The organism is Streptomyces sp. NPDC040589 (assembly GCF_055594445.1).
In genome coordinates this window covers 1327803-1352963 of the sequence record NZ_JBVIWP010000001.1, presented here as the reverse complement: position 1 = coordinate 1352963, position 25161 = coordinate 1327803, and the positions used below count along the sequence as shown (strand labels likewise).

General features: G+C 69.1%; 25 protein-coding genes. 11 read left to right on the top strand and 14 right to left on the bottom strand.

Annotated elements, in window-relative coordinates; genetic code table 11:
• Positions 1 to 47 precede the first annotated feature (47 nt).
• Complete coding sequence (locus tag ACZ58V_RS06225; RefSeq protein ID WP_471288567.1) at positions 48 to 275, top strand: hypothetical protein; 228 nt, start codon at positions 48 to 50, stop codon at positions 273 to 275.
• A 65-nt stretch (positions 276 to 340) separates the two neighbouring features.
• On the opposite strand, the gene ACZ58V_RS06220 is transcribed toward ACZ58V_RS06225, so the two are convergent.
• The 9 genes from ACZ58V_RS06220 to ACZ58V_RS06180 all read right to left on the bottom strand — a co-directional run bounded on the left by ACZ58V_RS06220 (position 341) and on the right by ACZ58V_RS06180 (position 8175).
• The gene (locus ACZ58V_RS06220) at positions 341 to 703 is read right to left on the bottom strand and encodes a hypothetical protein (protein ID WP_193482447.1); all 363 of its coding nucleotides are present in this window, start codon (positions 701 to 703) and stop codon (positions 341 to 343) included.
• Positions 704 to 730: 27 nt separating this feature from the next.
• On the bottom strand, positions 731 to 1357 hold the full coding sequence (locus tag ACZ58V_RS06215) for a hypothetical protein (RefSeq protein WP_405506976.1): 627 nt from the start codon (positions 1355 to 1357) through the stop codon (positions 731 to 733).
• Positions 1354 to 2100 carry a hypothetical protein gene (locus ACZ58V_RS06210; RefSeq protein WP_468186622.1) on the bottom strand — a complete coding sequence of 249 codons (747 nt, stop codon included), beginning with the start codon at positions 2098 to 2100 and terminating at the stop codon, positions 1354 to 1356. Before ACZ58V_RS06210 ends, ACZ58V_RS06215 begins: the two co-directional genes overlap by 4 nt.
• Positions 2097 to 3686 (bottom strand): putative T7SS-secreted protein, encoded by a 1590-nt coding sequence (locus ACZ58V_RS06205; protein ID WP_471288566.1) that lies wholly within the window; start codon positions 3684 to 3686, stop codon positions 2097 to 2099. The genes ACZ58V_RS06210 and ACZ58V_RS06205 overlap by 4 nt, the downstream gene beginning before the upstream one ends.
• A gap of 86 nt (positions 3687 to 3772) precedes the next feature.
• The gene (locus tag ACZ58V_RS06200) at positions 3773 to 4417 is read right to left on the bottom strand and encodes a hypothetical protein (RefSeq protein ID WP_468186628.1); all 645 of its coding nucleotides are present in this window, start codon (positions 4415 to 4417) and stop codon (positions 3773 to 3775) included.
• Positions 4418 to 4566: 149 nt separating this feature from the next.
• Complete coding sequence (locus ACZ58V_RS06195; protein ID WP_471288565.1) at positions 4567 to 5649, bottom strand: hypothetical protein; 1083 nt, start codon at positions 5647 to 5649, stop codon at positions 4567 to 4569.
• Entirely contained in the window at positions 5637 to 6299 is a 663-nt protein-coding gene (locus ACZ58V_RS06190) for a hypothetical protein (protein WP_468186634.1), read from the bottom strand. Before ACZ58V_RS06190 ends, ACZ58V_RS06195 begins: the two co-directional genes overlap by 13 nt.
• A 146-nt stretch (positions 6300 to 6445) precedes the next feature.
• A complete protein-coding gene (locus ACZ58V_RS06185; RefSeq protein ID WP_471288563.1) occupies positions 6446 to 7522 on the bottom strand; it encodes a hypothetical protein in 1077 nt (358 codons plus the stop codon).
• Positions 7519 to 8175 (bottom strand): hypothetical protein, encoded by a 657-nt coding sequence (locus ACZ58V_RS06180; RefSeq protein WP_468186640.1) that lies wholly within the window; start codon positions 8173 to 8175, stop codon positions 7519 to 7521. The genes ACZ58V_RS06185 and ACZ58V_RS06180 overlap by 4 nt, the downstream gene beginning before the upstream one ends.
• Before the next feature lie 427 nt (positions 8176 to 8602).
• Here ACZ58V_RS06180 and ACZ58V_RS06175 point away from each other — a divergent pair, with 427 nt between their 5' ends.
• The 4 genes from ACZ58V_RS06175 (at position 8603) to ACZ58V_RS06160 (ending at position 14058) form a co-directional block, all read left to right on the top strand.
• The gene (locus ACZ58V_RS06175; protein ID WP_471288562.1) at positions 8603 to 11497 is read left to right on the top strand and encodes a BTAD domain-containing putative transcriptional regulator; all 2895 of its coding nucleotides are present in this window, start codon (positions 8603 to 8605) and stop codon (positions 11495 to 11497) included.
• Positions 11494 to 12222, top strand: a complete 729-nt coding sequence (locus ACZ58V_RS06170; RefSeq protein ID WP_471288560.1) for a prepilin peptidase — start codon at positions 11494 to 11496, stop codon at positions 12220 to 12222. Before ACZ58V_RS06175 ends, ACZ58V_RS06170 begins: the two co-directional genes overlap by 4 nt.
• Positions 12223 to 12394: 172 nt before the next feature.
• A complete protein-coding gene (gene mqnC / locus ACZ58V_RS06165; RefSeq protein ID WP_468186648.1) occupies positions 12395 to 13594 on the top strand; it encodes a cyclic dehypoxanthinyl futalosine synthase in 1200 nt (399 codons plus the stop codon).
• Positions 13595 to 13611: 17 nt separating this feature from the next.
• Positions 13612 to 14058 (top strand): hypothetical protein, encoded by a 447-nt coding sequence (locus ACZ58V_RS06160; protein WP_468186651.1) that lies wholly within the window; start codon positions 13612 to 13614, stop codon positions 14056 to 14058.
• Positions 14059 to 14080: 22 nt separating this feature from the next.
• Here ACZ58V_RS06160 and ACZ58V_RS06155 read toward each other — a convergent pair whose 3' ends face one another.
• Positions 14081 to 15148, bottom strand: a complete 1068-nt coding sequence (locus ACZ58V_RS06155; protein WP_471288558.1) for a chitinase — start codon at positions 15146 to 15148, stop codon at positions 14081 to 14083.
• 211 nt (positions 15149 to 15359) lie between these two features.
• Here ACZ58V_RS06155 and ACZ58V_RS06150 point away from each other — a divergent pair, with 211 nt between their 5' ends.
• From ACZ58V_RS06150 to ACZ58V_RS06135, 4 genes are all read left to right on the top strand, one after another.
• A complete protein-coding gene (locus tag ACZ58V_RS06150) occupies positions 15360 to 15785 on the top strand; it encodes a hypothetical protein (protein ID WP_471288557.1) in 426 nt (141 codons plus the stop codon).
• A gap of 14 nt (positions 15786 to 15799) precedes the next feature.
• A complete protein-coding gene (locus ACZ58V_RS06145; RefSeq protein WP_471288554.1) occupies positions 15800 to 18043 on the top strand; it encodes a bifunctional polysaccharide deacetylase/glycosyltransferase family 2 protein in 2244 nt (747 codons plus the stop codon).
• Positions 18043 to 19128, top strand: a complete 1086-nt coding sequence (locus ACZ58V_RS06140) for an acyltransferase family protein (RefSeq protein WP_471288553.1) — start codon at positions 18043 to 18045, stop codon at positions 19126 to 19128. The genes ACZ58V_RS06145 and ACZ58V_RS06140 overlap by 1 nt, the downstream gene beginning before the upstream one ends.
• 65 nt (positions 19129 to 19193) lie before the next feature.
• Positions 19194 to 19889, top strand: coding sequence for a demethylmenaquinone methyltransferase (locus ACZ58V_RS06135; RefSeq protein ID WP_468186664.1), 696 nt, complete (start codon positions 19194 to 19196; stop codon positions 19887 to 19889).
• Positions 19890 to 19908: 19 nt separating this feature from the next.
• Here ACZ58V_RS06135 and ACZ58V_RS06130 read toward each other — a convergent pair whose 3' ends face one another.
• On the bottom strand, positions 19909 to 20220 hold the full coding sequence (locus ACZ58V_RS06130) for a PASTA domain-containing protein (RefSeq protein WP_189728562.1): 312 nt from the start codon (positions 20218 to 20220) through the stop codon (positions 19909 to 19911).
• A 145-nt stretch (positions 20221 to 20365) separates the two neighbouring features.
• The gene (locus ACZ58V_RS06125) at positions 20366 to 20872 is read right to left on the bottom strand and encodes a GNAT family N-acetyltransferase (RefSeq protein ID WP_468186668.1); all 507 of its coding nucleotides are present in this window, start codon (positions 20870 to 20872) and stop codon (positions 20366 to 20368) included.
• A 98-nt stretch (positions 20873 to 20970) separates the two neighbouring features.
• Between ACZ58V_RS06125 and ACZ58V_RS06120 the strand changes: the two genes are divergently transcribed.
• Positions 20971 to 22266: a geranylgeranyl reductase family protein gene (locus ACZ58V_RS06120; protein WP_471288551.1), complete on the top strand. Its 1296-nt coding sequence runs from the start codon at positions 20971 to 20973 to the stop codon at positions 22264 to 22266.
• Between the two features lie 25 nt (positions 22267 to 22291).
• Here ACZ58V_RS06120 and def read toward each other — a convergent pair whose 3' ends face one another.
• Both def and ACZ58V_RS06110 read right to left on the bottom strand, forming a co-directional pair.
• Entirely contained in the window at positions 22292 to 22918 is a 627-nt protein-coding gene (def, locus tag ACZ58V_RS06115; RefSeq protein WP_468186674.1) for a peptide deformylase, read from the bottom strand.
• Positions 22919 to 23223: 305 nt separating this feature from the next.
• Positions 23224 to 24063 (bottom strand): C40 family peptidase, encoded by an 840-nt coding sequence (locus tag ACZ58V_RS06110; RefSeq protein WP_471288751.1) that lies wholly within the window; start codon positions 24061 to 24063, stop codon positions 23224 to 23226.
• 725 nt (positions 24064 to 24788) lie between these two features.
• Here ACZ58V_RS06110 and ACZ58V_RS06105 point away from each other — a divergent pair.
• Positions 24789 to 25148: an NADH-quinone oxidoreductase subunit A gene (locus ACZ58V_RS06105; RefSeq protein WP_003974383.1), complete on the top strand. Its 360-nt coding sequence runs from the start codon at positions 24789 to 24791 to the stop codon at positions 25146 to 25148.
• The last annotated feature ends 13 nt before the right edge of the window (positions 25149 to 25161 follow it).

Below are 25161 nucleotides of genomic sequence, written 5' to 3'. Positions count from 1 at the left end.
GTCACGCTCGAGCACTTCGAATTATTGAACGAAGGGAACCGCCCCCCATGGCCTTCACCCCGCAGATCGCGACCGCCCAGATGTCCGACGCCGAGCTGGACACCATCGCCGGCGGCCAGGCGGGTGCCGCCGCGGGTGCCGGCGCCGCAGCCGGTCTCTACGTCGAGACCTCGGCCGCCGGCCTCAACGCCGGCATCGGCGGCGGCGCGGGCCTCGCCGTCTCGCCGCAGGGCCTCGCGGCGGACCTGCACCTCAACGCTGCCGTCGCTTCCTGACGAAGGCACGCGAAAGGCCCCGGATCTACGGATCCGGGGCCTTTTCATGTCTCTCGCACAGCGGGCTACTTACCCCCGCCGTCCCCCTTACCGCCCTTACCGCCCTTACCGCCCCGCTTGTCCTCGGTCTTCATGGCGTCGTTGGCCTTCTTGGCAAGCTCGTCATCAAGCTTCTTGAACTCGCGAACAACGGCATCGGACATACTCGCCAACGCATCGAGCTGCTGCGTGATGTCCTCGCGCCCGTCTTCCCAGTTGGACTCGAAATCCCCGAGCGCGTCATTGACACTGCCGTCGCCGATGTCGTCCTTGTAGGACTCGAAGAGCTTCTTGGTGTGATTCAGACGCGTCTTGATGGAACGAAGCCGGCGCCCATAGCCCTCCAGCTCGGTCAGCGGGAGCGCGAGGTCGCTCTTGCCCTTGCCCATGTGGATTCCCCCAGCAGGTCAGACGACTCAGATGAAACGGAACGTGCTCGTCACAGCGTCGAAGATGTCATGGAAAGCCTCGGCCAGGTCCAGCACGGGGCTGGCCCCGGAGATGAGTACGACCTGGTCGGCGGTTCCCGGGACGGGTACGTACGTCTGGGTCAGCACCATACGCAGCGTACGGCTGTCCCCTTCGGCGACGGGCACGTCCTCGACGCCGTACGTGCGCGCGGCCGGACCCACTTCCGGAATCTCGACGGTCGTGACCTTGCGCCAGGCGTCTCCCTCACGCCGGGGTGTGATGGCACGCAGACTGTCGGCGATGGCACGAGGATCGGTGGACAGGGCGACGCCCTGCTTGTTCTTGGCGCCGAGGACGGAGAGGGTGACGGTGGCGGAGAGCGGGATGCCCTCGAAGTTCTCCGCCATGCAGCCCATGTACAGGGCACCGGAGTCGTGCGCGTCCTTGGCCATCTTCCGCAGCATGCCGGTCACATCGGCGCGGTAGGGCGCCAACTCGGGCGTTTCCCGCACCCGCTCGTCGACGAGGGCGCGGATGGTCGCCTCGCGACCTTCGGGGCGGATGTCGAACTCCCACCATGAGTCCGGGACGGAGAGGGACAGGCCGGCCGGCACCACACTCTGTGTCGTCATACGTCTTCCTCGTCCTCGAAGCTGACGGGGATGTAGCTCTCGATGTAGTCGGCGAGGAACGCGTGCGCTTCCCGCGGGATGGAGAGGGGCGCTCGGACGGCGTACTCGAGGAGCAGCTTCGGGGGGTAGTAGTCGACGTACTCGTATTCGATGCCCTCCAGCTCGCTTTCTGGAGCGTAACGATCGGCGACGCCGAGCGCGTCCAGCATCTCGTGAAGGCCGTACTCGCCGATCTCGTTCCCCAGATCGACAGGTAGCCGATACGGAATGACCTCGGCAGGGGACCGGGGGACCTGGCCTCGCCCGATATTCAAGAGGTCTTCGTGGCTCAGCCGGAACCAGGGCCCTGTCCGCTTCACCACCATCCACCGGTCGGACACACCGCTCTGGAAGACAGTGCATTCCGCCCCGGAGAAGATCTGGGTCATGGCGAGGCCCATTCTCGTAAGGGGAGGCGGCGAGCCGTCAAGGCTCTCGATTTCCTCGTGTCCTGCTTGCGTCATCCGCGTGAACTCGGCATAGAAGTCAGAGCTCTTGCCCGACTCCTCCAGACAGGAGAAGTGCAGGTTGCCGTCAAGGAACGAAGGAGTCGCGGACCACGGGTCCCGAATCAGGCGATACCCGGCGACTCCGTCGCTCTGTCCAGGAATCGGAGGGGCCGGTGCTCCGCAGATCTGGCATTCGTTGATGTCCGGCATGTTCGTGCGCCCGTCGGGTCGGTTCGGATGGATGGAGGCGTTCATCGTAGGCCTGCAACAGGAATGATTCCGCCGCGATCACCGATCGGGCCCCCCGGAGGGTAGGTACCCTGGGGCAGGTCGAGCACTCCGTTGTTGTCGAAAAAGCGCACGTTCCCGTCCCGGCTGATGACAGCTTCCATGTGTGGTGTCCGCTTGTTATCCAGGTCCCGGCTCATGCTGTTCTTCATTCCTCGCGCCGCTTCCATCTCATCGGGTGGACCGGGAATCCGGTCTTCGGGATGAGTGTGCACGGTGAATTTGTAACCCTCGTCCCTCAGCTCCTTGGGGATGATCGTGGTCACTTCATCACCCTGGAAGAGGCGCATCTCTCCGGCGGCGTTCTGCACTACTGCGTGCTCGACGCCATGGAACTTCTGAAGTTCGGCCATATGTGAGACGTTCACCTCGTTGGGGGTGATGTTCACGGGACCTTTCGTGAGGTCCCTGGCCAATTGGCGAGACTTGGGAGAGAGGGCGCGGTAGGGGATCGTCCCGCCAAACAAACGACTGGAGCCCTTGAAGGGGCGGTAGATTGAGCGAAGGCCTTCTCCTGAACGGAGTTGCTGAACCTTCTTGAGGAGCCCGCCACCGATCCCTTTCATAGCGCCGGTGCCAAGTGCCTTGAGGCCTCCGGCCTTCCACAGTTTCCCGAGCTTCGCGAGACTGGTGAAGCCCTTTGTGGCTGGTATGCAATCCAGAGCCGCCCATAGCAGGTCACCCCACCCGGCTTGCCCCTTGATGACTTTTCTCAGCGTGTCGGCGAGCACCACGAGGGCCGCTGCGAAGACGAGCCAGCCGAGCGGGCCGCCGATGATCATTACGATGATGCCGACGACGGTCACGACCCATTTGCAGATGGTGACGATCTCGTCCCAGTGGTCGGTGACCCAGTCGCCGATCTCCTCCCACCAATGGCGGTTGGGTATCCCGGCGTCGGAGGCCTCCTGCAGTTTCGTGACCGTGCGCCGGGCCGCGTCCTCCCGCATCCGCTGCGCCTGACCGGCGAGCTTCTTGGCCGCGTCGAGGGCGCTTTGGGCGGTCTGGACGTTCTGCTCGGCCGCCGTCTGGCGGGCCTTGGCGTGCTGCGCGTTGCGGGTGGCGCGGCGGACCTCGTCCTCGTCCGGCTTGGGGACGTCCTTGCCGCCGTTCTTCGAAGGGTCGTAGGAGTCGGCCTTCTCGGTCGCCGTCCGTACCCAGTCGTCGGCGCCGGACAGTGCCGTCTGGGCGGTGGTGAGTTCGGCGCGCGCCTTCCGCCCGTCGCGAAGCGCCTTGTCGGCCTTGTCCTGAGCGGTCTCGAGGTCGGGCCAGAAGGAGGCGAGGGCGTCGCCGGCCAGGTCGTACGACTTCTTCAGCTTCCGCAGCTTCTTGGGTGCGTCCGCGAACTCCTCCGCGAACACGTCCGCCGTCTTCCCCGCCCAGGAGAGGATCTCGTCCTCCTTGGCGATGCCCTTCAGATCGCGCAGAGCGTCGGCGACATCGTCGGCGAACTCGTGCAGGGTTCCGGCGAGTTTCCGGATGCGTTGGGGGTCGCCTGGCGTGGGGTCCTGGTCCAGGTCGAGTATGTGCCAGTCGGTCGGCCTGTGTGACACGAGTGTTCCCCCATAACACCTGCAACGTCTGTATCAGAACGCGTGTCGAACCTATCGCACGTCAAGGCCGGGAGACGTGTGACGCCTCACTGTGCGCAACCACCCCTCTCCGAGTGGGCGGACACTGCCTGCCACACACCCTGGGCGTTCTTGCCCATGGAGATCACGTAGAGGACCTCGGGGTCCGTGCCCGCCGGGTTCCCCTTGACCTCACCGGTCTTGCGGTTCCTCGTGGAGCCCTTGCTCTCGTCGGTGCAGTAGGAGAGGGATGCCGCTGCCTTGTCCTTGGCGAGGGTGACCTTGGGGTCGAACACGGGCAACTTGCCGATGACGGTGAGGTTCTTGTCCGTGTAGGTCCTGATCCACTGCTGGCTCTGCAAGAAGCCGTTTTTCGTGTCGTAGAAGGCCCGGTTCCTGCTGTCGGGATCGTTCTCGATGATCGCCTCGTACCCCGCCCGGAGCTGTTCCTTGCCGTCGTTGAGTACCGCTTGCTCCACAGGGTCGCTGCTCGTCCAGTTCTCGAAAGTCAGCTGGAAGCTGCTGGGGAGCTCGATCACCGGGCGCTTGACGCCGGGTGCTGCGGAGGATGCGGATGCGGACGGGCTGCTTGAGCCGTTACCCGCCCCCTTGATGTCGTCCGACGGCGAATCGTCGCCCCCGCCGCAGGCGGTCAGAAGCAGCGCCGCCGTCGTGAACGCTGCAGCAGTGGTGGTCAGTGCGCGGCGGGCCACAGTTGGTCTCCCCCGTAGTTTCGGTGTACGCGACAGGGAACGAAGCTATCAGGGGAGGGGATTGGGCCCTTGAGGTGCAGGGGTGGACTGTGTGGGGAAGGTGAGCAGTGTGGCGTGGCAGTTGCGAACGGTGCGGTCGGCCCCGGTAGTCAGCGATTGACCGACTGGATCTCCTGGACGTTCATGTCCTGGGTGGTCTCGAAGGTGCCGTCGGGGAGGTCTCCGTCGGAGCCGTCGGAACCCTGCCAGGTGATCTGCCAGGTGACGCTGGCGGAGAGTTCGTAGGGTGTGCCGTTGGTGGCGCGGAGGTAGCGGATGCCGCACGGCGGGGTCTTCTTGGCGTCGCCCTTGGTGTACGGGGTGCCGATGCTGCCGTCGTCGTTGATCTGGCAGTCGCCCGAGGCGGGGAAGGTTTCGGCGTCGTCCGTGCCCGGCTCCAGGTGGAGGGCGATCGGCTTGGCCGTCGTCTCCGCCCACAGGCCCGTGTTCGGGAGTTCGGCGCGGACCTTGACGTCCTTGAAGGTGCCCTTGTCCAGCCACACCCAAGTGGGAAGGTTGACCGTGGACTTCGCCTCCGGCTTCAGGTCGACCTTCGTCTCGGGGACCTTGACCTTGTTGTAGGCGTACTCGGCGAGCGTCTTCGGGGTGGGCGCGTTCGGGTCGTCCGGCATTTCGCCGGCGTCGACCCAGAACATGATCCGGCCGCAGTCCCAGGAGTCGGAGGCATTGGGGTCCGGTGCCACACCGCGCCAGAAGTAGCCGTCCTTGCCGAGGTTGTAGTCCTTGTATCCCTCGGCTGTGCTGTTCTTCGACGCGCGCAGGTCGAAGTTCTCCGCAGGCTTGCCGTCGCGGTAGTGGTCGGTCCAGAGTCCCTTGCCCCACCAGGACTCGTGGATACCGACATCACCGCCACTGTCCGTGTCCACGAACTTCTTCAACTGCGCCGGAGAGAAGGCGGGCTCGTACCAGCAGGCAGGCGGCTTCCAGTTGGGGTCGACCGTGCCGAGGTTCCCCTCTTTGCCGTCGCCACCCCCGCCGCTGGGATACGAGAGCTTGATGTTGGAGACGGAGGCCGACAGCCCTCCCTTTCCGTCGGAGCCGCCCTGCGGAGGGGGTGTGGCCTGGCCGGGGACCGGCTTGTCGGCGTGAGCCGGGCCGGCGGTCCAGACGAGGGATCCCGCCGCCAGGGCCACGATCAGCTGCCTCCGCCTGGATGCGGTCAGCCTCGGCATTCCTCCGCCTTCCCCTCGACGGTGACCTGCTGGGCGCGCCACACCGGCTTGCCCTGCACGAACGTCATGAGGATGGTGAACTTCTGGTAGCTGGCGAGGCTTTCCTTCGTGCGGTGGACCTTCTCGGACTTGACTTCCTTGCCGTAGACCTTGGACTGGTCCTCACAGAAGGTGACGTTGACCGTCTTGACCTTCTCCGACTCGTCGACGGGGTCGATTTCGGCCTGGTAGTAGCGGTCCTTGCCCGTGAGTGTCCAACCGCCGTCCGCGTACTCCTTGATCTGCGAGTGCGCGTACTGGGCGGCCTGGCCCGACGCATAGAACTGGAAGGCGGGGTCTTCCGGATCCTGCTTCGTGATGCCGTGGTTCAGCGCGCGGATGTAGTTCACGGCGTCGTCAAGGGCTGCCGCGCTGTCCTGGTCCGACGGCTTCTCGAAGTCGAAGACCAGGTCCAGGTCGTCCGGCACACTCACGTCAGGCCGGTCGACGTCGGCCGACGCCGAGGCGGAGGCCGACGGACTGCTCGATGCGCTGTCCGCCCCCTTGATGTCGTCCGACGACGAATCGTCACCCCCGCCACAGGCGGTCAGAAGCAGCGCCGCCGCCGTGACGAACGCGGCGGCGGTGGTGGTCAGTGCGCGGCGGGCCACAGTTGATCTCCCCCGTAGTTTCGGTGTACGCGACAGAGAACGAAGCTACCAGCGGAGGAGATTTGGCCCTTGAGAGGCAGGGGTGGATTGTGTGGGGAAGGTGAGGAGTGTGGCGTGGCAGTTGCGAACGACGTGGGGTCCGGTAGTCAGCGGTTGATCGACTGGATCTCCTGGACGTTCATGTCCTGGGTCGTTTCGAACGTGCCGTCCGGGAGGTCGCCGTTCGCGCCGCCCGAGCCCTCCCAGCTGATCTGCCAGGTGACGCTGGCGGAGAGTTGGTAGGGCGTGCCGTTGGTGGCGCGGAGGTAGCGGAGGCCGCAGGGTGGGGTCTTGTCGGCGTTGCCCTTGGTGTACGGGGTGCCAATGCTGCCGTCGTCGTTGATCTGGCAGTCGCCGGAGGCGGGGAAGGTTTCGGCGTCGTCCGTGCCCGGCTCCAGGTGGAGGGCGACGGGCTTGGCGGTCGTCTCCGCCCACAGGCCCGTGTTCGGGAGTTCGGCGCGGACCTTGACGTCCTGGAAGGTGCCCTTGTCCAGCCACACCCAAGTGGGCAGATTGACCGTGGACTTGGCCTGCGGCTTCAGCTCGACCTTCGTGTCCGGGACCTTGACCTTGTCGTAGGCGTAGTCGGCGAGTGTCTCGGCCGTGGGGGCGTTCGGTACGTCGGGGATCTCGCCGGCGTCCTGCCAGAACATGACGCGCTCACAGTCGTAGGAGTCCGGGTCGCGGGCCACGCCGCGCCAGAAGTAGCCGTCCTTGCCGAGGTTGTAGTTGTCGTAACCCTTGCGGGTGATGAGGGACTCGTCCTCGTAATTGTAGGCGTCCTTGCCGTCCCGGTAATGGTCCTGCCACAGGCTCTGGCCGCCCCACGACGCGTGGGGGCTCACATACCCGAGAGCGACACCCGTCTCCGAGAACTTCTTGAGCTGCTCCGGCGTGTAGACGGGCTCGTACCAGCAGGGCGGGGGCTCCCACGTCGCGTCCGTCGACGAGATGGCGCCGCTGTTGCCACCGGTGGGGCCGCTCTTCTGCGTGACCTTGATCCGGGAGGACGTGACGGAAGCGGAGACTTCCTGGTCGTTCGCGTTGCCCGAAGGAGGGGGAGTCGAGGGGGTGGTGGTGTCTTCCGTGGGTGCGTCGGCATGGGCGACACCGCCGGTCCACAGCATCGCGGCCGCGCCCACGGCGGCACCCCACCCCACTGTCCGCCGTGAAGGTGTCGTCATCGGCACTGCTTCGCCTTGCCGATGACCTCGACGTTGCCGGTCTTCCAGACCTTCGAGGAGCCGGACGGGGGGATCATGAGCAGCTTCCACGACTGGTAACTGTCCAGGCTTTCCTCGGTGTAGAGGACTTTCTTGGACTTGATCTCCCTGCCGTAGAACTTGGCCTGGTTCCTGCAGAACGAGACGAGGAGACTCTTGCTGTCGTTCAGGGGGGTGATGTCTTCGTCGTAGTACTTGTCCGTCCCGGTGACGGTCCAGCCGCCCTTGACCCAGGACGCGATCTGCGACTTGGCGTACTGCGAGGCCTGTGCGCCGGAGTAGAACCGATACGCCGGATCGTTCACATCCTGCTCGGCGATGCCGTGCTTCAGCGCGCGGATGTAGTTCTCGGCGTCGGCAAGCGCTGCCGCGTGCTTCGTGTCGGACGGCTGGTCGAAGTCGAAGACCAGCTTCAGGTCCTTCGGCACGCTGACGTCCGGGCGGTCGGCCTCGGCAGGGCCGGACGCGGAGGCCGACGGGCTCTTCGAACCCCCGTCCGCCCCCTTGATGTCACCCGACGACTTGTCATCGCCGCCCCCGCCGCATGCGGTGAGCAGAAGTGCTGCCGTCGTGGCGAACACGGCAGCTGTGGTGGTCAGAGCGCGGCGGGCCACGGTTCTCCCCCGAGGTTGGCGTGTGCGACAGGGAACGAAGCTATCAGGGGCCGTGTGTGGCCCCTTGAGTGGCCGTGGTGGATTGTGTGGAGTGCGTGAGGGGTGTGCGTGGCAGTTGCGAAGGGGGTGATCCGGGCGGCCCGGCCGCCCGCGCTGGCCCGAGCGGCTACGGGGGCAAACCGGACGTCAACGCGCTTCCTCCCCTCCACCCTTCGACGACCTCAATAAGAGTCCATAAGATCTCTGTAGGCTCAGCACACCCCTTACTTCACGCTCGGCCTCACCGCACTCCACACACGACCCCAGGACACCCGCCATGCCGCGACGCCGCACCTCAAGCTCGTCAAGCTCGACGGGAAGTACGACGGGAGCGACGGGCCCTGCGACCGGCCCGACGACGGCCCCGAGGAATCGGACGCCGCAACCGGTGAGGATCCGGCGACGGTCGTTCGGGGACTTCGTCAAGGCGTTCTTCGCCTTCCTCGCTCTGGCCGTTCTGCTTGTCGGCGTGCCGGGCGCGCTGGCCACGCAGATCGGGTGGCCGTTGCCGAACGGGGTGCCGAGCCTCGACTGGCTGCAGCAAGAGATCACCGTCCAGACGTTCCTGAACATCCTCACCGTCGTGGTGTGGCTGGCGTGGGCGCAGTTCACCGCCTGTGTGCTCGTCGAGATGAAGGCCGCGCTGTCCGGTGTCGGCGTGCCGGGGCGCGTACCGGGCGCCGGGCCCAGCCAGTTGCTCGCGCGGCAGCTCGTCGCCGCGCTGCTGCTCGTCGGCGCCACGGCCGCCAGCTTCGCGCCCGGTCTTTCGCAGCTCGGGCAGAGCTACGACGCCAACCAGAAGCCCACCGTCGCCTCGGCCCAGCAGACCCCGGGCGGTCTCTTCGCCCAGCAGCAGGAGCAGGCCGCCGACACCGCGTCCGCCCTCGCCGAGCAGGCCTCGCACGCCGCCTCCCACGCGGAGGCCGGCGGCAGCACCGCCAAGCAGGGCGACACGAAGTACTACCGGATCCAGCCGCCCGAGGGGCGTCACCACGACTCCCTGTGGGAGATAGCGGACCGGCACCTCGGTGACGGGCGTCGCTACAAGGAGATCTTCGAGCTCAACAAGGACCGCGTCCAGCCGGACGGGTCCAAGCTCTCCGAAGCCAGTCTCATCCGGCCCGGCTGGATCATGGAGATGCCGGGCGACGCGCGCGGCGGCGACCTCGTCGAGATGCCCGACGAGGCTCCCAACGTGTCGCCCGATGTGCAGCAGCAGATCAGCGACTACGCCCAGAGCGGCGATCACGCCCAAGGCGGAGGGGGGTCCGGCGCCCAGGGCGGTGGGCACGAACACGCCGGTGGTGGCGCCTCCCAGGTGTCCCTTCCCGAGCAGCGGCCCGCCCCGGACACCGGTCACCAGCAGGCCACCAGCGTCGACGCCGAGTCCGACAGCTCCTTCGGCCTTCCTGAAGCCCTTCTCACCGCTCCCCTTCTCGCCGCCGGTCTCCTCGGCGCCCTGGGGCGGCGGCGCCGGCAGGCGCTGTGGCAGTCGGCGTTCGGGGCCGTCGGCGGGCGGCGCGGCATGGAGCCGCCCACGCCGACCGGGGACGCCCAGGACGTCCAGGACGCGCTGCTCGTCGGCGCCGACCCCGAGGGCGTACGGCTGCTCGACCGGAGCCTGCGGGGGCTCGCCGCCTCCCTCGCCGAGGAGTCGCGGGCGCTGCCGGTCGTGTACGCGGCCTGGCTGAGCAACGGCGACCTCCACCTCCAGCTCGCCCAGCCCGCCGGGAAGCCGCCCGCCCCCTGGCAGCAGGGGCAGGACCAGACCTTCTGGATGCTGGCCAGGACCGACGCCGAGCGCTACGAGGACGTCGACACGGCCGCTCCGTACCCGGGGCTCGTCAGCCTCGGCACCATGGACGACTCGCGGCTGCTGCTCAACCTGGAGGCGGTGCCCGGCATCGTCTCGCTGAGCGGCCGGGAGGCCGACCGGGCCGCCGTCTTCGCTTCCGTCGCCGCCGAGTTGGCGACCAACGGGTGGTCCGACCGCATGACCATCACGCTCGTCGGCTTCGGGGAGGACCTGACGCCGCTCGCCCCGAACCGGATCCGGCACCTCGAGGACATCGAGGCGCTCGTCGAGACCATGGAGGCCGAGACGCGGCAGCGCCGGGGCGCGCTGGGCGCGGCCGGGCACGACTCCGTGCTCACCGGCCGCACCGGGCCCGCCCAGCACACCCGCTGGGCCCCGCACCTCGTCCTGCTCGCCGCCCAGCCGTCCGCCGAGGACGCCGTCAAGCTCGCCGAACTCGCCGCCGACGCCGGCCGGCTCGGCATCGGCTACCTGGTCGGCACCGAGACCGGCGATCTGCCGGGCGCCGCCTGGGAGATGGAGATCACCGGCCAGGGCAAGCTGCTCGCGCCCCTCCTCGGGCTCGAACTCGACGCCCAGCTGCTGCCCGCCGCCCAACAGCGTGCCGTGGTCGAGCTGTTCACCGACGCCGACCCCGAGCGTGAGACGAACGGACCCGTGACCACCCCGCCGTTCCTCGTCGACATCAGCGAGCACGGGCGGCCCGCGGTCTACGCCCGTCTCGTCGGGCCGTACGAGATCATCGGCCTGGACACCCCGGACGGGGAGCGCAGCGCGCTGCTGCACGAGGCGCTCGCCCTGCTGCTCCTGCACCGCGAGGGCGTGCACCCGCGCGTGCTGGCCTCCGCGCTGTGGCCGCGCGGCGTCACCGACGACGTACGGGACGCGCTCCTGGACCGGCTGCGGGTGTGGCTCGGCGCCGACCCGGACGGCACGCCCCGCCTCGGCCGGGACGGGACGGGGCGGCTCACGCTGGCCAAGTCCGTCGTCTCCGACCTGGACGTGCTGCGCTCGCTCTACCACGAGGCCACGCAGGGCAAGGGCGTCGACAGCCGGGCCGTGCGCGGGCGGCTGCTCACCGACGCGCTCGTGCTGGTGCGCGGGCCGCTGCTCGCCGACCGGCCCGAGGGCCGTTACCGGTGGCTCACCCACGAGATCGTCGACGCCCAGCTGCCGCTGCTGGTCGCGGACACCGGGCTCGCGCTGTGCGAGTTCCACATGGAGAGGGACCGCGCGGAGAAGGCCATCGAGGCCCTGAACGCGGCCCTGCGCACCGCCCCGGCCGACGAGCGCCTGTGGCACGAGCTGCTGCGCGCCACCCACGCCACGGGCGACACGTCCCAGCTCACCGCGCTCGCCACCGATCTCATCGGCCGCAGCGGGGCCCGGGGCCTGCCGCCGCGCACCGAGGCACTGCTCGACGAGCTGCTGCCGACGTGGCGCGACGCGATCGCCGCGGTGGGATGAACACCGGGCTGCTGATCATCGCCGCCGCGCTCTGGGGCGCGGCGGCGGGGTCGTTCCTGCCCCGCGCGGCCTATCGCTTCTCGGCCCCGGCGGGCGAGCCGTGGCGCGACAGCTGTCCCGGCGGGCATGCCCTCAAGGGCTGGCTGGGACGCGCCGCCTGCCCGGAGTGTGACGAGGCCGGATACGGTCCGCGCACGACACCTCTGGTGATCGCCACCGCCCTCGTCTGCGCCGCCCTCGCCGCCGCCACCGGCACCCGCCCCGAGCTCGGCGTCTGGCTGCTGCTCGCCCCCGTCGGGGTCCTGCTGACGGCCGTCGACTTCCGGGTGCGGCGGTTGCCCGACCCGCTCACGCTCCCGTTCGCCGGGGCCGCGCTCGCCCTGCTCGGCCTCACCGCGCTCGTGCCCGAGCACGCGGGGGAGTGGACGACCGCCCTGCTCGGCTCGCTCGCGCTGGGCGGCGGCTACTTCGTGCTGTTCCTCATCAACCCCGCCGGCATGGGCTTCGGCGACGTCAAGCTCGCCCTGGGCACGGGAGCGGTCCTCGGCTGGTACGGATGGCCGACCGTGATGCTCGGCACCTTCGCCGGGTTCCTGCTGGGCGCGCTGTACGGCGGCGCCCTGGTCGTCGCGCGGCGGGCCTCGCGCAAGACGGCGATCGCGTTCGGGCCGTTCCTGATCACGGGCGCCTTGCTGGGACTGCTCGTGGGCGCGTACACGGCCTGACGTCCGGTTCCCGCAATCCCTGGCGACGGCTTGACGTCCGGTTCCCGCAATCCCTGGCGACGGCCTGACGTCCGGTTCCCGCAATCCCCGGCGACGGCCTGACGTCCGGTTCCCGCAACCCCTGGCGTACGCTGGCCTGGTCCGTCCACAACCCTTACGAAAGGGACGCCCGGTGACCGAGAAGGCCGACCTTCAGCCCATCCTCGACCGTGCAGCCGCCGGTGGGCGGATCACCCCGGACGAGGCGCTCGTGCTGTACCGGGACGCCCCGCTGCACGCGCTGGGCGCCGCCGCCGACGCCGTACGCCGCCGCCGGTACGCGGGGACCGAGCACATCGCGACGTACATCATCGAGCGCAACATCAACTACACGAACGTGTGCGTCACGGCGTGCAAGTTCTGCGCGTTCTACGCCCCGCCGAAGGCCAAGGACAAGGGCTGGACGCGCGACCTCGACGACATCCTGCGCCGGTGCGCCGAGACGGTCGAGCTGGGCGGCACCCAGATCATGTTCCAGGGCGGCCACCACCCGGACTACGGCGTCGAGTACTACGAGAAGCACTTCGCCGCCATCAAGCAGGCCTTCCCGCAGCTGGTCATCCACAGCCTGGGGGCGTCCGAGGTCGAGCACATGGCCAGGATTTCGAAGGTGTCGGTCGAGGAGGCGATCCAGCGCATCCACGCCGCCGGGCTCGACTCCTTCGCCGGTGCCGGTGCCGAGCTGCTGCCCGAGCGGCCCCGCAAGGCCATCGCCCCGCTGAAGGAGTCCGGCGAGCGCTGGCTGGAGATCATGGAGATCGCGCACGGACTGGGCGTGGAGTCGACGTCCACCATGCTGATGGGCACCGGCGAGACCAACGCCGAGCGCATCGAGCACCTGCGGATGATCCGGGACGTACAGGACCGCACGGGCGGCTTCCGCGCCTTCATCCCGTACACCTACCAGCCCGAGAACAACCACCTGAAGGGCCGTACGCAGGCCACGCTCTTCGAGTACCTGCGGATGATCGCCATCGCGCGGCTCTTCATGGACAACATCGCCCACATCCAGGGCTCCTGGCTGACCACGGGCAAGGAGGTCGGCCAGCTCTCCCTGCACTACGGCGCCGACGACCTCGGCTCGATCATGCTGGAGGAGAACGTGGTGTCGTCGGCCGGGGCGAAGCACCGCTCCAACCGGATGGAGATCATCGACCTGATCCGCAAGGCCGGGCGGGTGCCGGCCCAGCGGGCGACCACGTACGAGCACCTCGTCGTGCACGACGACCCGGCGAACGACCCCGCCGACGACCGTGTGGTCTCGCACTTCTCGTCCACGGCCATCGAGGGCGGCACGGCTCACCCCGAGCTCAAGCTGCTCGCCCCCAACTAGTCGGCGGCGGGGAAGAGTTGGAGACGATCCACACGGCGGACGCGGTCCGTGTCACCTGGGACTCCGATCCCGTCAAGAACGGCGCCGTGGTCGTCGGACGGGACCGGATCGGTGCCGTCGGGAAACTCGACGACGTGCGCGAGGCGTTCCCGAAGGCCCGGGTGCGCAGCTGGCCCGGGACCCTGGGCCCCGCCCGCGTCCACGAGGGCCCGCTCCCGGACGCCCCGAGCCCGCGCGAACGCGTTCACGCGGTGCTGAAGCTGGGTGCCGTGGCTGTCCTGGAGGAGTACGTCGACTCGGCGGAACTCCGGGCCGCCGCCGAGCGCAACGACGTCGTCGTCCTGCCGAGTGGGCGCCGCACCGCCCTCGTCCCGACCGGCCGGGCCGACCTCGCCGTCTTCGACGAGGCGGGGGAGTGCGTCGCGACGGTGTGCGCGGGGCGGCTGGTGCACCGGCGGCGCTGAGCCGACGGCCCTTGACGCCACGTCAGCCCGTGAACTCCTCCGCGAACGCCCCCGAACTCTGCTTCACCCCACTGCAGTCGGTCGCCGGCTGATCGGTCTTCGCCCCGTCCGCGCACTGCCGGTCCCGGGCCGCCGACCACATCGACACCCACCCGATGCCCTTGCCCTCGGCGAAGGCACGGACCTCGGCGGCGTCGGCGAGCGTGAAGGTCTCGCCCTCGACGTCGTTGACACCGATCATCGAGGTGAGCGCCATGCCCCGCCAGGCGGCCGCGTCCGACGTGCCGAAGACCTTCTTCAACTGGGTGTGCGAGGCCTTGGCGGCCGCGAGGGCGTAGCCGCCCATGTCGCCGTCGAACGAGGAGCCGTAGTTCATCGTCATCAGATTGACCGTGGCGACCTGGACGCCTTTGTCGTTGGCGGAGGCGAGGAGCGCCAGGCTGTCCTTGCCCAGTCCGGTGGGCATGACGGGCAGTGTGAAGGAGACCTCCAGATCCGCACGCTCCTTCTGGAGCAGCGCGATCGCCTTCGAACGCACCTCTATGGAGGCGGAGTCGGCCAGTTCGTCGCCCTCGATGTCGAAGTCGGCCCGGGTGGCACCGGCCGCGTCGAGGGCCTTGCCGTACGCCGCCGCCAGCTCCGACGCGCTGTCGCAGGCCGCCGCGAGTTCCTTGCCGGAGGCGCCGCCGAAGGAGACCCGGACTTGAGCGCCGTCCTCCTTGAGCCCCGCGATACGGGACTTCACCGCCGAGTCGCCGAGAGCGTCGGTGCCGTTCCAGCGCGGGGTGCAGCCGCTGCCGCCGGCCAGCACGAAGGCCAGGTTGTACGTCGTGGGGGAGCCCGCGGAGTCGGTGGCGGCGGCGTCCTTGGCGTCGACGTACGGGGCGTACGCGGTGCCGGTGCCGGTGCCGGTGCCGGTGCCGGTATCGGACTCGGAGTCGGACTCGGACCCGGCAGAGGACGAGGCACTGGGCGCGGCCGACGCCGGGGGCGCCGGGCGGGCCGCCTCGCCCTGCTCGGAGCAGGCCGCGGTGGCCAGGGCGAGCAGACAGCCCAGTCCGACCGCCGCCCGCTTCCGGTGACTCCTCATAGCGCACGCTCCCGTTCTCGTGAGGTCATAAAGCTCCAAACCCCTAGTACGTTTCCCGGCAGCAAACGTCTCACGATGATGGGCGCTCAGATCGAGTTCCGCAGGCGTTCCCGAAAACTCTCAGAGAAAGGACAGCTTCGGTCGTTTCTCATGGGTCTCTCACATCAGAACCCAAGTTTATGGCACATAAAGGCCGCCTAATGTCCGGGGAATGCATTCCGAGCCTGCCATCGAAAGCCGCGTCACCCGCGGTCGCCGCCGCAAACGCGGCAACGAGTCCGCCGAAGGGCCCGTGTTCGTTGACAACTCCGGACGCCGGGCCCGGCTGCTGCGCCGGATCGGTCTCCTCCTGGGGATCGTCTGCCTCGGGTACGCGGCCGTGCTCGGCGCGGCCTTCATGGGCTGGGGCACCTCGCTCACACCGTCGCAGCTGCTGCCGTTCGCGGGCGGCGGGCCCGGCGGTGGCCGGCCGCAGGACGGAGGGCCGCAGGGCGACGGGCCGGGGGGCCCGGGCGCCGCCCCGCCGAGCGGTGTCCCGTCGGCTTTGCCCCAGGTCACCGAAGACGGCACCGCCGGTTCCGCCACGTCCCCGTCCGTCACGTCCCCGTCGGCCTCCGCCGCCGCGGGCGCCAACTGACCGGGGGCCGCCGTATGACCACGACCACCCCTTCCCGCGGCCGCCGCCGCGCCCCCTCCCGGATGGAGCGGGCCGCCGGAAAGGCCGCCGCGCTGCAGAGGCCGCGCGTCATCCTCGCCCTGCTGCTCCTGCTCGCGCTGATCTGCGTGATGCTCCTCGACGGCTATCTGCGCGCCGAGGTCGGCGGCGACCAGCGCGTGCGCACCGGGGCCGGCTCCAGCGACGTACCGGACGACGTCCTGGACGGCGGGCCGATCGTCACCTTCCGCGGCGGACAGGCCACGACCGTCTCCGTCCCGGACAAGACGATCGCGCTCACCTTCGACGACGGACCCAACCCGACCTGGACGCCCCAGGTGCTGGCGATCCTCGAGAAGTACGACGTGCCCGCCACGTTCTTCCTGGTCGGCTCGATGGTGTCGCGCTACCCGGGCATCGTGTCGGACATGGTCGAGCAGGGCCACGAGGTGGGGATCCACACCTTCACGCACGTCGACCTGTCGTACCAGAGCGACGCCCGGGTCCGGCGCGAGATGGAGCAGACCCAGCTCGCGCTGGCGGGCGCGGCCGGCATCACGACCACCCTGTTCCGGGCGCCCTACTCCTCGGAGACGGACGCCATCGACAACTACAGCTGGCCCGTCTACAAGAAGCTCGGCCAGGACGGCTACACCAGCGTCTTCGTCGACACCGACAGCGACGACTGGAAGCGGCCGGGCGTCTCGAAGATCGTCCAGTGGGCCACGCCGGAGAAGAACAAGGGCGCGTCGGTCCTCTTCCACGACGCGGGCGGCGAGCGCTCGCAGACGATCAAGGCGCTGCCGCAGTACATCGAGAAGATGCGCGCCAAGGGGTACACCTTCACCACCATCAGCGGCGTCATGGAGCAGCAACAGCAGCGACAGGCCGGCGGGGGACAGGCGCCGGCCGGTGCCCCCGGTGCCGCCGAGGGAGGGGCCCGTCTCCAGGCCGCCCACCGCGAGGCCACCGGCGCGATCCTCTACGAGGGCAAGGCCCTGGTCGCGGCCGTGGCGGTCGCCGAGTGGGCCGTGCCGACCCTGTCCGTCGGACTGATGGTGGTCGGCGTGGCCGTCATGGGCCGCTTCGGGATGATGCTCGTCCTCGCCCGCCGCCACTACCGCCGGCGCAACAGGCGCCGCTTCAGCTGGGGGCCGACGGTCACCCGGCCGGTGAGCGTGATCGTCCCGGCGTACAACGAGAAGGAGTGCATCGCCAACACCCTCGACTCGCTGGCGCGGAGCACGCATCCGATCGAGATCATCGTCGTGGACGACGGCTCCACGGACGGCACGGCCGAGATCGCCGAGTCCCTCGGCATGCCCGACGTCCGGGTGATCCGCCAGGCCAACGCGGGCAAGCCGGCCGCCCTCAACAACGGGGTGCGCGGCGCCTCCCACGACATCGTGGTGATGATGGACGGCGACACCGTCTTCGAGCCGGACACCGTACGGCAGCTCGTCCAGCCCTTCGCCGACCCGGAGGTCGGCGCGGTCGCGGGCAACGCCAAGGTCGGCAACCGCACCACCCTCATCGGCGCCTGGCAGCACATCGAGTACGTGATGGGCTTCAACCTCGACCGGCGCATGTACGACCTGCTGCGCTGCATGCCGACCATCCCCGGCGCGATCGGCGCCTTCCGCCGCGAGGCGGTGCTCCAGGTCGGCGGCATGAGCGAGGACACCCTCGCCGAGGACACCGACATCACCATCGCGATGCACCGCGCGGGCTGGCGGGTCGTCTACCAGGAGCACGCGCGCGCCTGGACCGAGGCGCCGGGCTCCCTCAAGCAGCTCTGGTCCCAGCGCTACCGCTGGTCGTACGGCACGATGCAGGCGCTGTGGAAGCACCGCAAGTCGCTCACGGACAAGGGGCCTTCGGGGCGTTTCGGGCGGGTCGGCATGCCGCTGGTGGTGCTGTTCCAGATCGTCACGCCGGTCTTCGCCCCGCTCATCGACGTGTTCACGGCCTACTCGATGATCTTCATCGACTTCAAGGCGGCGCTGCTGGCCTGGCTCGCGGTGCTCGGGGTCCAGCTGGTGTGCGCGGCGTACGCCTTCCGCCTGGACCGCGAGAAGTACCGCTACCTGCTGATGATGCCGCTCCAGCAACTGGCCTACCGCCAGATGATGTACCTCGTCCTCATCCACTCCTGCGTCACCGCCCTCACCGGCGGCCGGCTGCGCTGGCAGAAGCTGAAACGGACCGGCGAGGTCGGCACCCCGGCGGGGGCGGGCTGATGGGGGCGCACAGCAGGACGGCCGAGCGGGTGCTCCCGGAGGCCGTCGCCCGCCCGGTGCGGGACCGCTACTTCGACACCCTGCGGGCCGTCGCCCTCGTCCGCGTCGTCACGTACCACACCTTCGGCTGGGCCTGGGCCGGGCTGGTCTTCCCCTCCATGGGGGTCATGTTCGCCCTGGCCGGCACCCTCATGGCGAGGTCCCTCCAGCGCCCCGCGCTCACGGTGATCAGAAGCCGCGTCCGCAGGCTGCTGCCGCCCTTCTGGTTCTGGGGCGTGTTCGTGGTCGGCGGGATGCTGGTGCACGGCTGGATGCCGGGGTGGCAGATCGTCTACTGGGTGGTGCCACTCGGCGACCCGCCGGGCAACGCCTGGGGCGAGCAGGCCTGGGAGATCCTCTGGTACCTGCGGACGTACCTGTGGTTCGTGCTGCTCTCCCCGCTCCTGCTGCGGCTCTTCCGGCTCGCTCCGGTCCCCGTGCTGCTGCTGTCCCTGGGACCGGTCCTGGCCTTCCAGTTCGTGTGGCAGCCGCCGGACGACCGGCTCGGCGCCGCACTGTGGGACCTGGCGACGTTCCTGTTCTGCTGGCTCCTCGGCTTCGCGCACCACGACGGCGTCCTGGCCCGGCTGAAGCCCGCCGCGCTGCTCCCGCTCGCGTCGGCCGCTCTCGCGTTCGGCGGCTGGTACGCCCTCGCGCACCAGGCCGAGTACGGCACGTACGACCTCGACGAGAACCCGCTCGCGCAGGCCTTCTGGTCGGCCGGCTTCGTGACGCTGCTGATGTACGCCAAGGCCCGCTTCCGGACCGACTTCGCGGGACTCGCCCGGTTCCGGCGGCTGGACCGGCTCGTGACCGTCTTCAACGCCCGGGCCGTGACCCTCTACCTCTGGCACGAGATCGCCCTGATCCTCGCCGTACCGCTGATCGACCAGCTCTGGAACGTACCCGCCTTCGAGGCGTACCTGCCGCTGGACAGCCAGTGGTTCATGTTCGGTGTGGGCTGGGTGCTGATCGCGGTGTTCGTGTTGCTGTGCGGGTGGGTGGAGGACGTGGCGGCACGGAAGAGGCCCAGGCTCCTGCCGTGAGGTCGCTCGGAGGTCCCTTGAGGACCCTCGGAGGCCCTTTGAGGGCGTACTGCAAGAATGGGCGCGTGACCCGCGCATCCCTGGACAAGCAGCCGCACGAAGTCGCCTCGATGTTCGACGACGTGGCGGAACGGTACGACCTGACCAACGACGTGCTGTCCCTCGGCCAGGACCGGCGATGGCGCAAGGAGGTCGCCAAGGCGGTCGACGCGCGCCCGGCGCAGAAGGTCCTGGACCTGGCGGCGGGCACGGGCACCTCCTCGCTGCCCTTCGCGCAGACCGGTGCCTACGTCGTCCCGTGCGACTTCTCCCAGGGCATGCTCCAGGTCGGCAAGGAGCGCCGACCCTGGCTGCCCTACACCGCCGGCGACGCGACGCGGCTCCCCTTCAAGGACGACACCTTCGACGCCGTCACCATCTCCTTCGGGCTGCGCAACGTGCAGGACACGGACGCGGCCCTGCGGGAGATGCAGCGTGTGACCCGGCCCGGCGGGCGGATCGTGATCTGCGAGTTCTCGCACCCGACGTGGGCGCCGTTCCGCACCGTCTACACCGAGTACCTGATGCGCGCCCTGCCGCCGGTCGCCCGGGCCGTGTCCTCCAACCCCGACGCCTACGTCTACCTCGCCGAGTCCATCCGCGCCTGGCCCGACCAGCCGGCGCTGGCGGAGCGGCTGGGCAAGGCCGGCTGGTCGCGGGTGGCCTGGCGCAACCTGAGCGGCGGGATCGTGGCCCTGCACCGGGGCTTCAAGGAGAGCTGAACCCTCCGGGCCCTGCGTCCTACGGAGAGCTGAGCACCATGTACGGGTCGCCCGGCTCGTCCAGCTCCCGTTGCAGGCCGCCCCTGGGCGGTCTCGGGATCCGCGGCTCGTGCACGCCTCCGCCGCCCTCACCGGGGCCGAAGTCGAACCACACGTAGACCATCGAGTCCCGCGGCACCTCGGCCTCGGGCTGCGGGTACTGGCGTACGACGTAGTCGACGACGGCGAGATGGAAGTCGGGCCGGTCCGGCGCGTTGAGGAACAGGCCCCGCGCCCGGGCCGTCTCGCGCGCGTCCACGGCCATCAGACCGACCAGACGCGGTACGCGCACTTCGGGTGCTTTGCGGGATATCTGCACAGATGTCACCCCCAGCGGTACAGGAAGGGTAACTCCCGCCCCGTACCGGCCGGAAGCGACGGATGTCTTTCTGTGACAGTCGACTACGCAGTGTGATGCCGTCGTCTCGGAGGTCGCCTCAGAGGTCGAGCCGGTAGCAGTGCCCCGCGCGCTCCGAGGCCGACGTCGTGAACGTCTCGGCGAGGCGCATTCCCAGCCGCCGTGTGACCGCGATGGACCGGCTGTTGCGGGCGTCGACCATCGCCACCACGCCCGGTACACCGGCAGCCCGCATCCGCTCCAGCGTCTGCCGCGCGGCCGCGGTGACGTACCCCTTGCCCCAGTGCTCCCGGCCCAGGCGCCAGCCGATCTCGATCTCCCCCTTCGGCCCCCAGTCCCGCTCCCAGGGCTGGGCGCCGGTGAATCCGATGACCCTCCCGGACTCGTCGAGCATGGTCCACAGGCAGTAGCCGCGCTCGGCGTCGTGCCGGCGCTGGCGGGCGGTGAGCTCCTCGTAGACCGACAGTTCGGCGGCCTTTCCGCCGTGGAACTCCATGACGTCCGGGTCGTCGAAGATCCGGTGCCAGGCGAACGCGTCCTCGTGGGTGGGCACGCGCAGTCGCACAGCGGGGAGGACTGGGTTCACGGAGGCATCCCTTCGGCAGGTGATCGATACCGCTGCATAGACTGCCCATGTCCTGTGCCGGCCGGCACACAGATTCCGAAGCTTGGGGAGATCCCGCCGTGACCGTCGTGACCGAGCCTCTCTCCGAGAACACCGCCGATGTGATCGTCGTGGGCGCGGGGCCGGCCGGCTCCACGACCGCCTACCACCTCGCCAAGGCGGGACTCGACGTCCTCCTGCTGGAGAAGACCGCGTTCCCGCGCGAGAAGGTCTGCGGTGACGGCCTCACCCCGCGCGCCGTGAAACAGCTCGTGGCGATGGGCATCGACATCTCGGAGGAGGCCGGCTGGCTGCGCAACAAGGGCCTGCGGATCATCGGCGGCGGAGTGCGCCTCCAGCTCGACTGGCCTGATCTCGCCTCCTTCCCCGACTACGGCCTCGTCCGCAAGCGCGACGACTTCGACGATCAGCTCGCCCGGCAGGCCCAGAAGGCGGGCGCCCGGCTGTTCGAGCGCTGCAACGTCGGCGCCCCGGTCATCGACGACCGCACCGGCCGGATCACCGGCGTGCACGCCAAGCTCGGCGAGGAGAAGCGCGAAGTCACCTTCCACGCGCCGCTGGTCGTGGCCGCCGACGGCAACTCCACGCGCCTTTCCCTGGCGATGGGCCTGCACCGCCGCGAGGACCGCCCGATGGGCGTGGCCGTACGGACGTACTTCGAGAGCCCCCGCCACGAGGACGACTACCTGGAGTCCTGGCTGGAGCTCTGGGACCGCCGGGGCCCGGGGGAGGACCGGCTCCTGCCCGGCTACGGCTGGATCTTCGGCATGGGCGACGGCACCTCCAACGTCGGCCTGGGCGTGCTCAACACCTCCGACTCCTTCAAGGAGCTGGACTGGCGCGAGGTCCTGAAGGCCTGGTGCGCGTCCATGCCGGAGGACTGGGGCTACACCCCCGACAACATGACCGGCCCGATCCGCGGCGCCGCCCTGCCCATGGCGTTCAACCGCCAGCCGCACTACACCAAGGGCCTGCTGCTCGTCGGTGACGCCGGCGGCCTGGTGAACCCCTTCAACGGCGAGGGCATCGCCTACGCCATGGAGTCCGGCCAGATCGCCGCCGACGTCATCGTCCAGGCCCACGCCCGCTCCACCCCGGGCCGACGCGAAATGGCGCTCCAGCACTACCCGCGCGTGCTCAAGGACACCTACGGCGGCTACTACACGCTCGGCCGGGCCTTCGTGAAGCTCATCGGCAACCCGAAGGTCATGCAGATCGCCACGCAGCGCGGTCTCACGCACCCGATGCTGATGAAGTTCACGCTGAAGCTCCTCGCGAACCTCACGGACCCGACCGGGGGCGACGCGATGGACCGCATCATCAACGGGCTGAGCAAGGTGGCCCCGAAGGCCTGATCACGCCCGCGGCAAGAGTGCCCGCTCAGGCACTCAGCGCCTCGACGTTGGCGGCCCGGCGCGCGAGCACCTCGTCCCGCCGGTCCGCCACCTGCCGCAGCGCGTCCTTCCGCTCCCGCTTGGAGAGCCGGTCCAGATAGAGCCGCCCGGCGCAGTGGTCGGCCTCGTGGGCGAGGCAGCGGGCGAAGTACCCCGTGCCCTCGATGACGACCGGCTCGCCGTCCCTGTCGAATCCGCGCACGACGGCCCGGTCCGGCCGCGGTACGTCCATCGTGGCGCCCGGCACCGACAGGCACCCCTCGCCCTCGTCGAGCAGCCTCCGGTGGGCGGCGTCGAGCGGCTCCAGGACCGGGTTGACGATGTGCCCGACGTGCCGCACCCCGTCGTCGTCCGGGCAGTCGTACACGAACAGCCGCAGGTCGACACCGACCTGGTTCGCCGCGAGTCCGGCTCCGTCCGCGACGTACATCGTCAGGAACATGTCGTCGATGAGGGCGGCGAGGTCCGGCCCGAACTCGGTGACGTCCCGGCACGGCTTGTGCAGGACCTCCTCGCCGACCTCGGTGATCCGCCGGACCTTCCCCTGCCGGGCCTCGGGCGCGAGCCGCGGGTAGGAGTCGACGGGCCGTCCTTGCACGAAGACGCTGGGCACTTGGCTCTCCTCGGGTGTCGGTTGTGGTGACCGGCACTCATCACAGCAGAGCCCTGCTGCCCGTCCCAGGAAGAGTCCGGCCACACCGGACCGCCGGGCGTGGGGACGGCCGGAGGGGCCAGAGGGCCGTCTGAGCACTGCGCCGCGGCTCGCCCCACTCCCGGGCACGCCGCGCCCCCGAAAGGCCGGGAGACGGCCCGTGAGGGCGGCAGGAGGGGGTGCGGACACACCGCAGGAGGGGTGGGGACATGCCGGGAGGGCCGCTGCCATCAGTGGCAGCGGCCCTCAAACCCGTGTGCGTGACGTCAGAGGACGCGCACCGCGCCCGACGCCGGGTAACCCGACAGGTCCTGGATGACGACGCCCTTGGACGGGTTGGCCGCGTCCAGGTACTGGCCGTCTCCGATGTAGACACCCACGTGGTACGCCGAGCCCTTGCCACCCCAGTAGAGGATGTCGCCGACCTGGACGCTGGACAGCGGCACGTCCGTGCCGGCCATCGACTGGTCCTGCGAGACGCGCGGCAGGTCCACACCAACCTGCTTGTACGCGGCCTGCACGAGGGAGGAGCAGTCCCAGGCGCTGGGACCGGTGGCGCCCATGACGTAGGCGTCGCCGACCTGTGCCTTGAGGAAGGCGATGACGGTCGCGACGCTGCCGCTGGCAGGCGCGGTCGTCGAGGTCGACGTCGACGCGGAGGCGGAGGCGGAGAGGGTGGCGCGCTCGGCGCTGCGCGTGGCGCGCTCGGCGGCGGCCTTGCGGGCTTCCTCGGCGGCCTTCTTCTTGGCCTCCGCCTTCTTCTTCGCCTCGGCGAGGTCCTGCTTGGCCTCCGTGGCGGCCTTGGCGGCGGCGGCGTCACGCTCGGCGCGCAGCTCGTAGTTCGCGGCCGCCTGCTGGGTGGCGGCCGCGGACTGGGCGACCTGAGTGGCCATGTCGGCCGTCAGGGTGGGCAGTTCGATGGTCTGCGTCACCGGCTCGGCGGCGCTCGCCGAGGCCGACGCACCCGCCGCTGCCAGGCTGAGGACGCCACCGGCGACTCCGGCACGCATGGCGATCGTCGAGGTCGCACTGCGGCGGGGTTTCCGGTGGCTGCGTATGTGAGCGGTGTGGGACATGGGAATAACCGGTACCAGGGGCTCCTTCATATCTTCAAGAAACGTGTGCTGCGCCACAGTTACTCAATCGGGCCCCCAAAACCCCCTCACGAGGCCCTTTATTGACGCCGTAACGGACATTGCGGGCGCACTGTGACCAGGCTGTGATCACGGTCTTTGATCAATACGCCCGAATTGCCCCGCACCTACCACCGGTTGCGTTGATTGGCCAAGCCCCGTTCTCATGACTCTCTCATCAGTGTGACGGAGGTCACGGAACGGTCGCCCCGGCGGTCGCGTCGGGCGCCGTAGATCACGACCCGGTTACGCCCTCGCGAAGATCGTGAACGCGTGCACACGTCCACACCCCGCTCCACATGCCCTCTGATGTGTGAACGCGGCCTCTATCAAGAGATCGAGTCCATCGCCAATTTGCATGCAAGGGAACCCTCTTGATATTGAGACGGCCCCTCTGGCCTGCGCTGACTAGGCAAAATGTCACGTCTAGTGATCACCCGGACGCTTCGCGTGCGAAGATCACCGCTCATCCGACTTCATGATCCTTCGTCAGGTGGTGGAGATCACAAAGGTTGAGCAATACCCCGTGTCGCAGATCACAGAGAGACAGGCATAAGATGCACGCGGTTGGGCTTGTGACCTGCTTCACATGTTCCCGATCTTCGCCGGGGCGGGCGGGGTTCGAGGGACGGACGGGGCGGAAGTGAGCCTGATGCAAACCGCCAGCAGTCAGTGCCGACTGAGAGGAGCGAGGAGCGGTGAACGCGTATGCGCCCATCCTCGTACTGGGAGCCCTCGGGGCAGGCTTTGCGATCTTCTCCGTGGTCATGGCCACGTTGATCGGGCCGAAGCGGTACAACCGGGCCAAGCTCGAAGCCTACGAGTGCGGAATCGAGCCGACCCCCACGCCGGCCGGCGGCGGGCGCTTCCCCATCAAGTACTACCTGACGGCGATGCTCTTCATCATTTTCGATATCGAGATCGTCTTCCTCTACCCCTGGGCAGTCACCTTCGATGCCCTGGGGATCTTCGGGCTCGTGGAGATGCTGCTCTTCGTGCTCACCGTCTTCGTCGCGTACGCGTACGTATGGCGGCGCGGCGGCCTGGAATGGGACTGAGGGGCCACAAGTC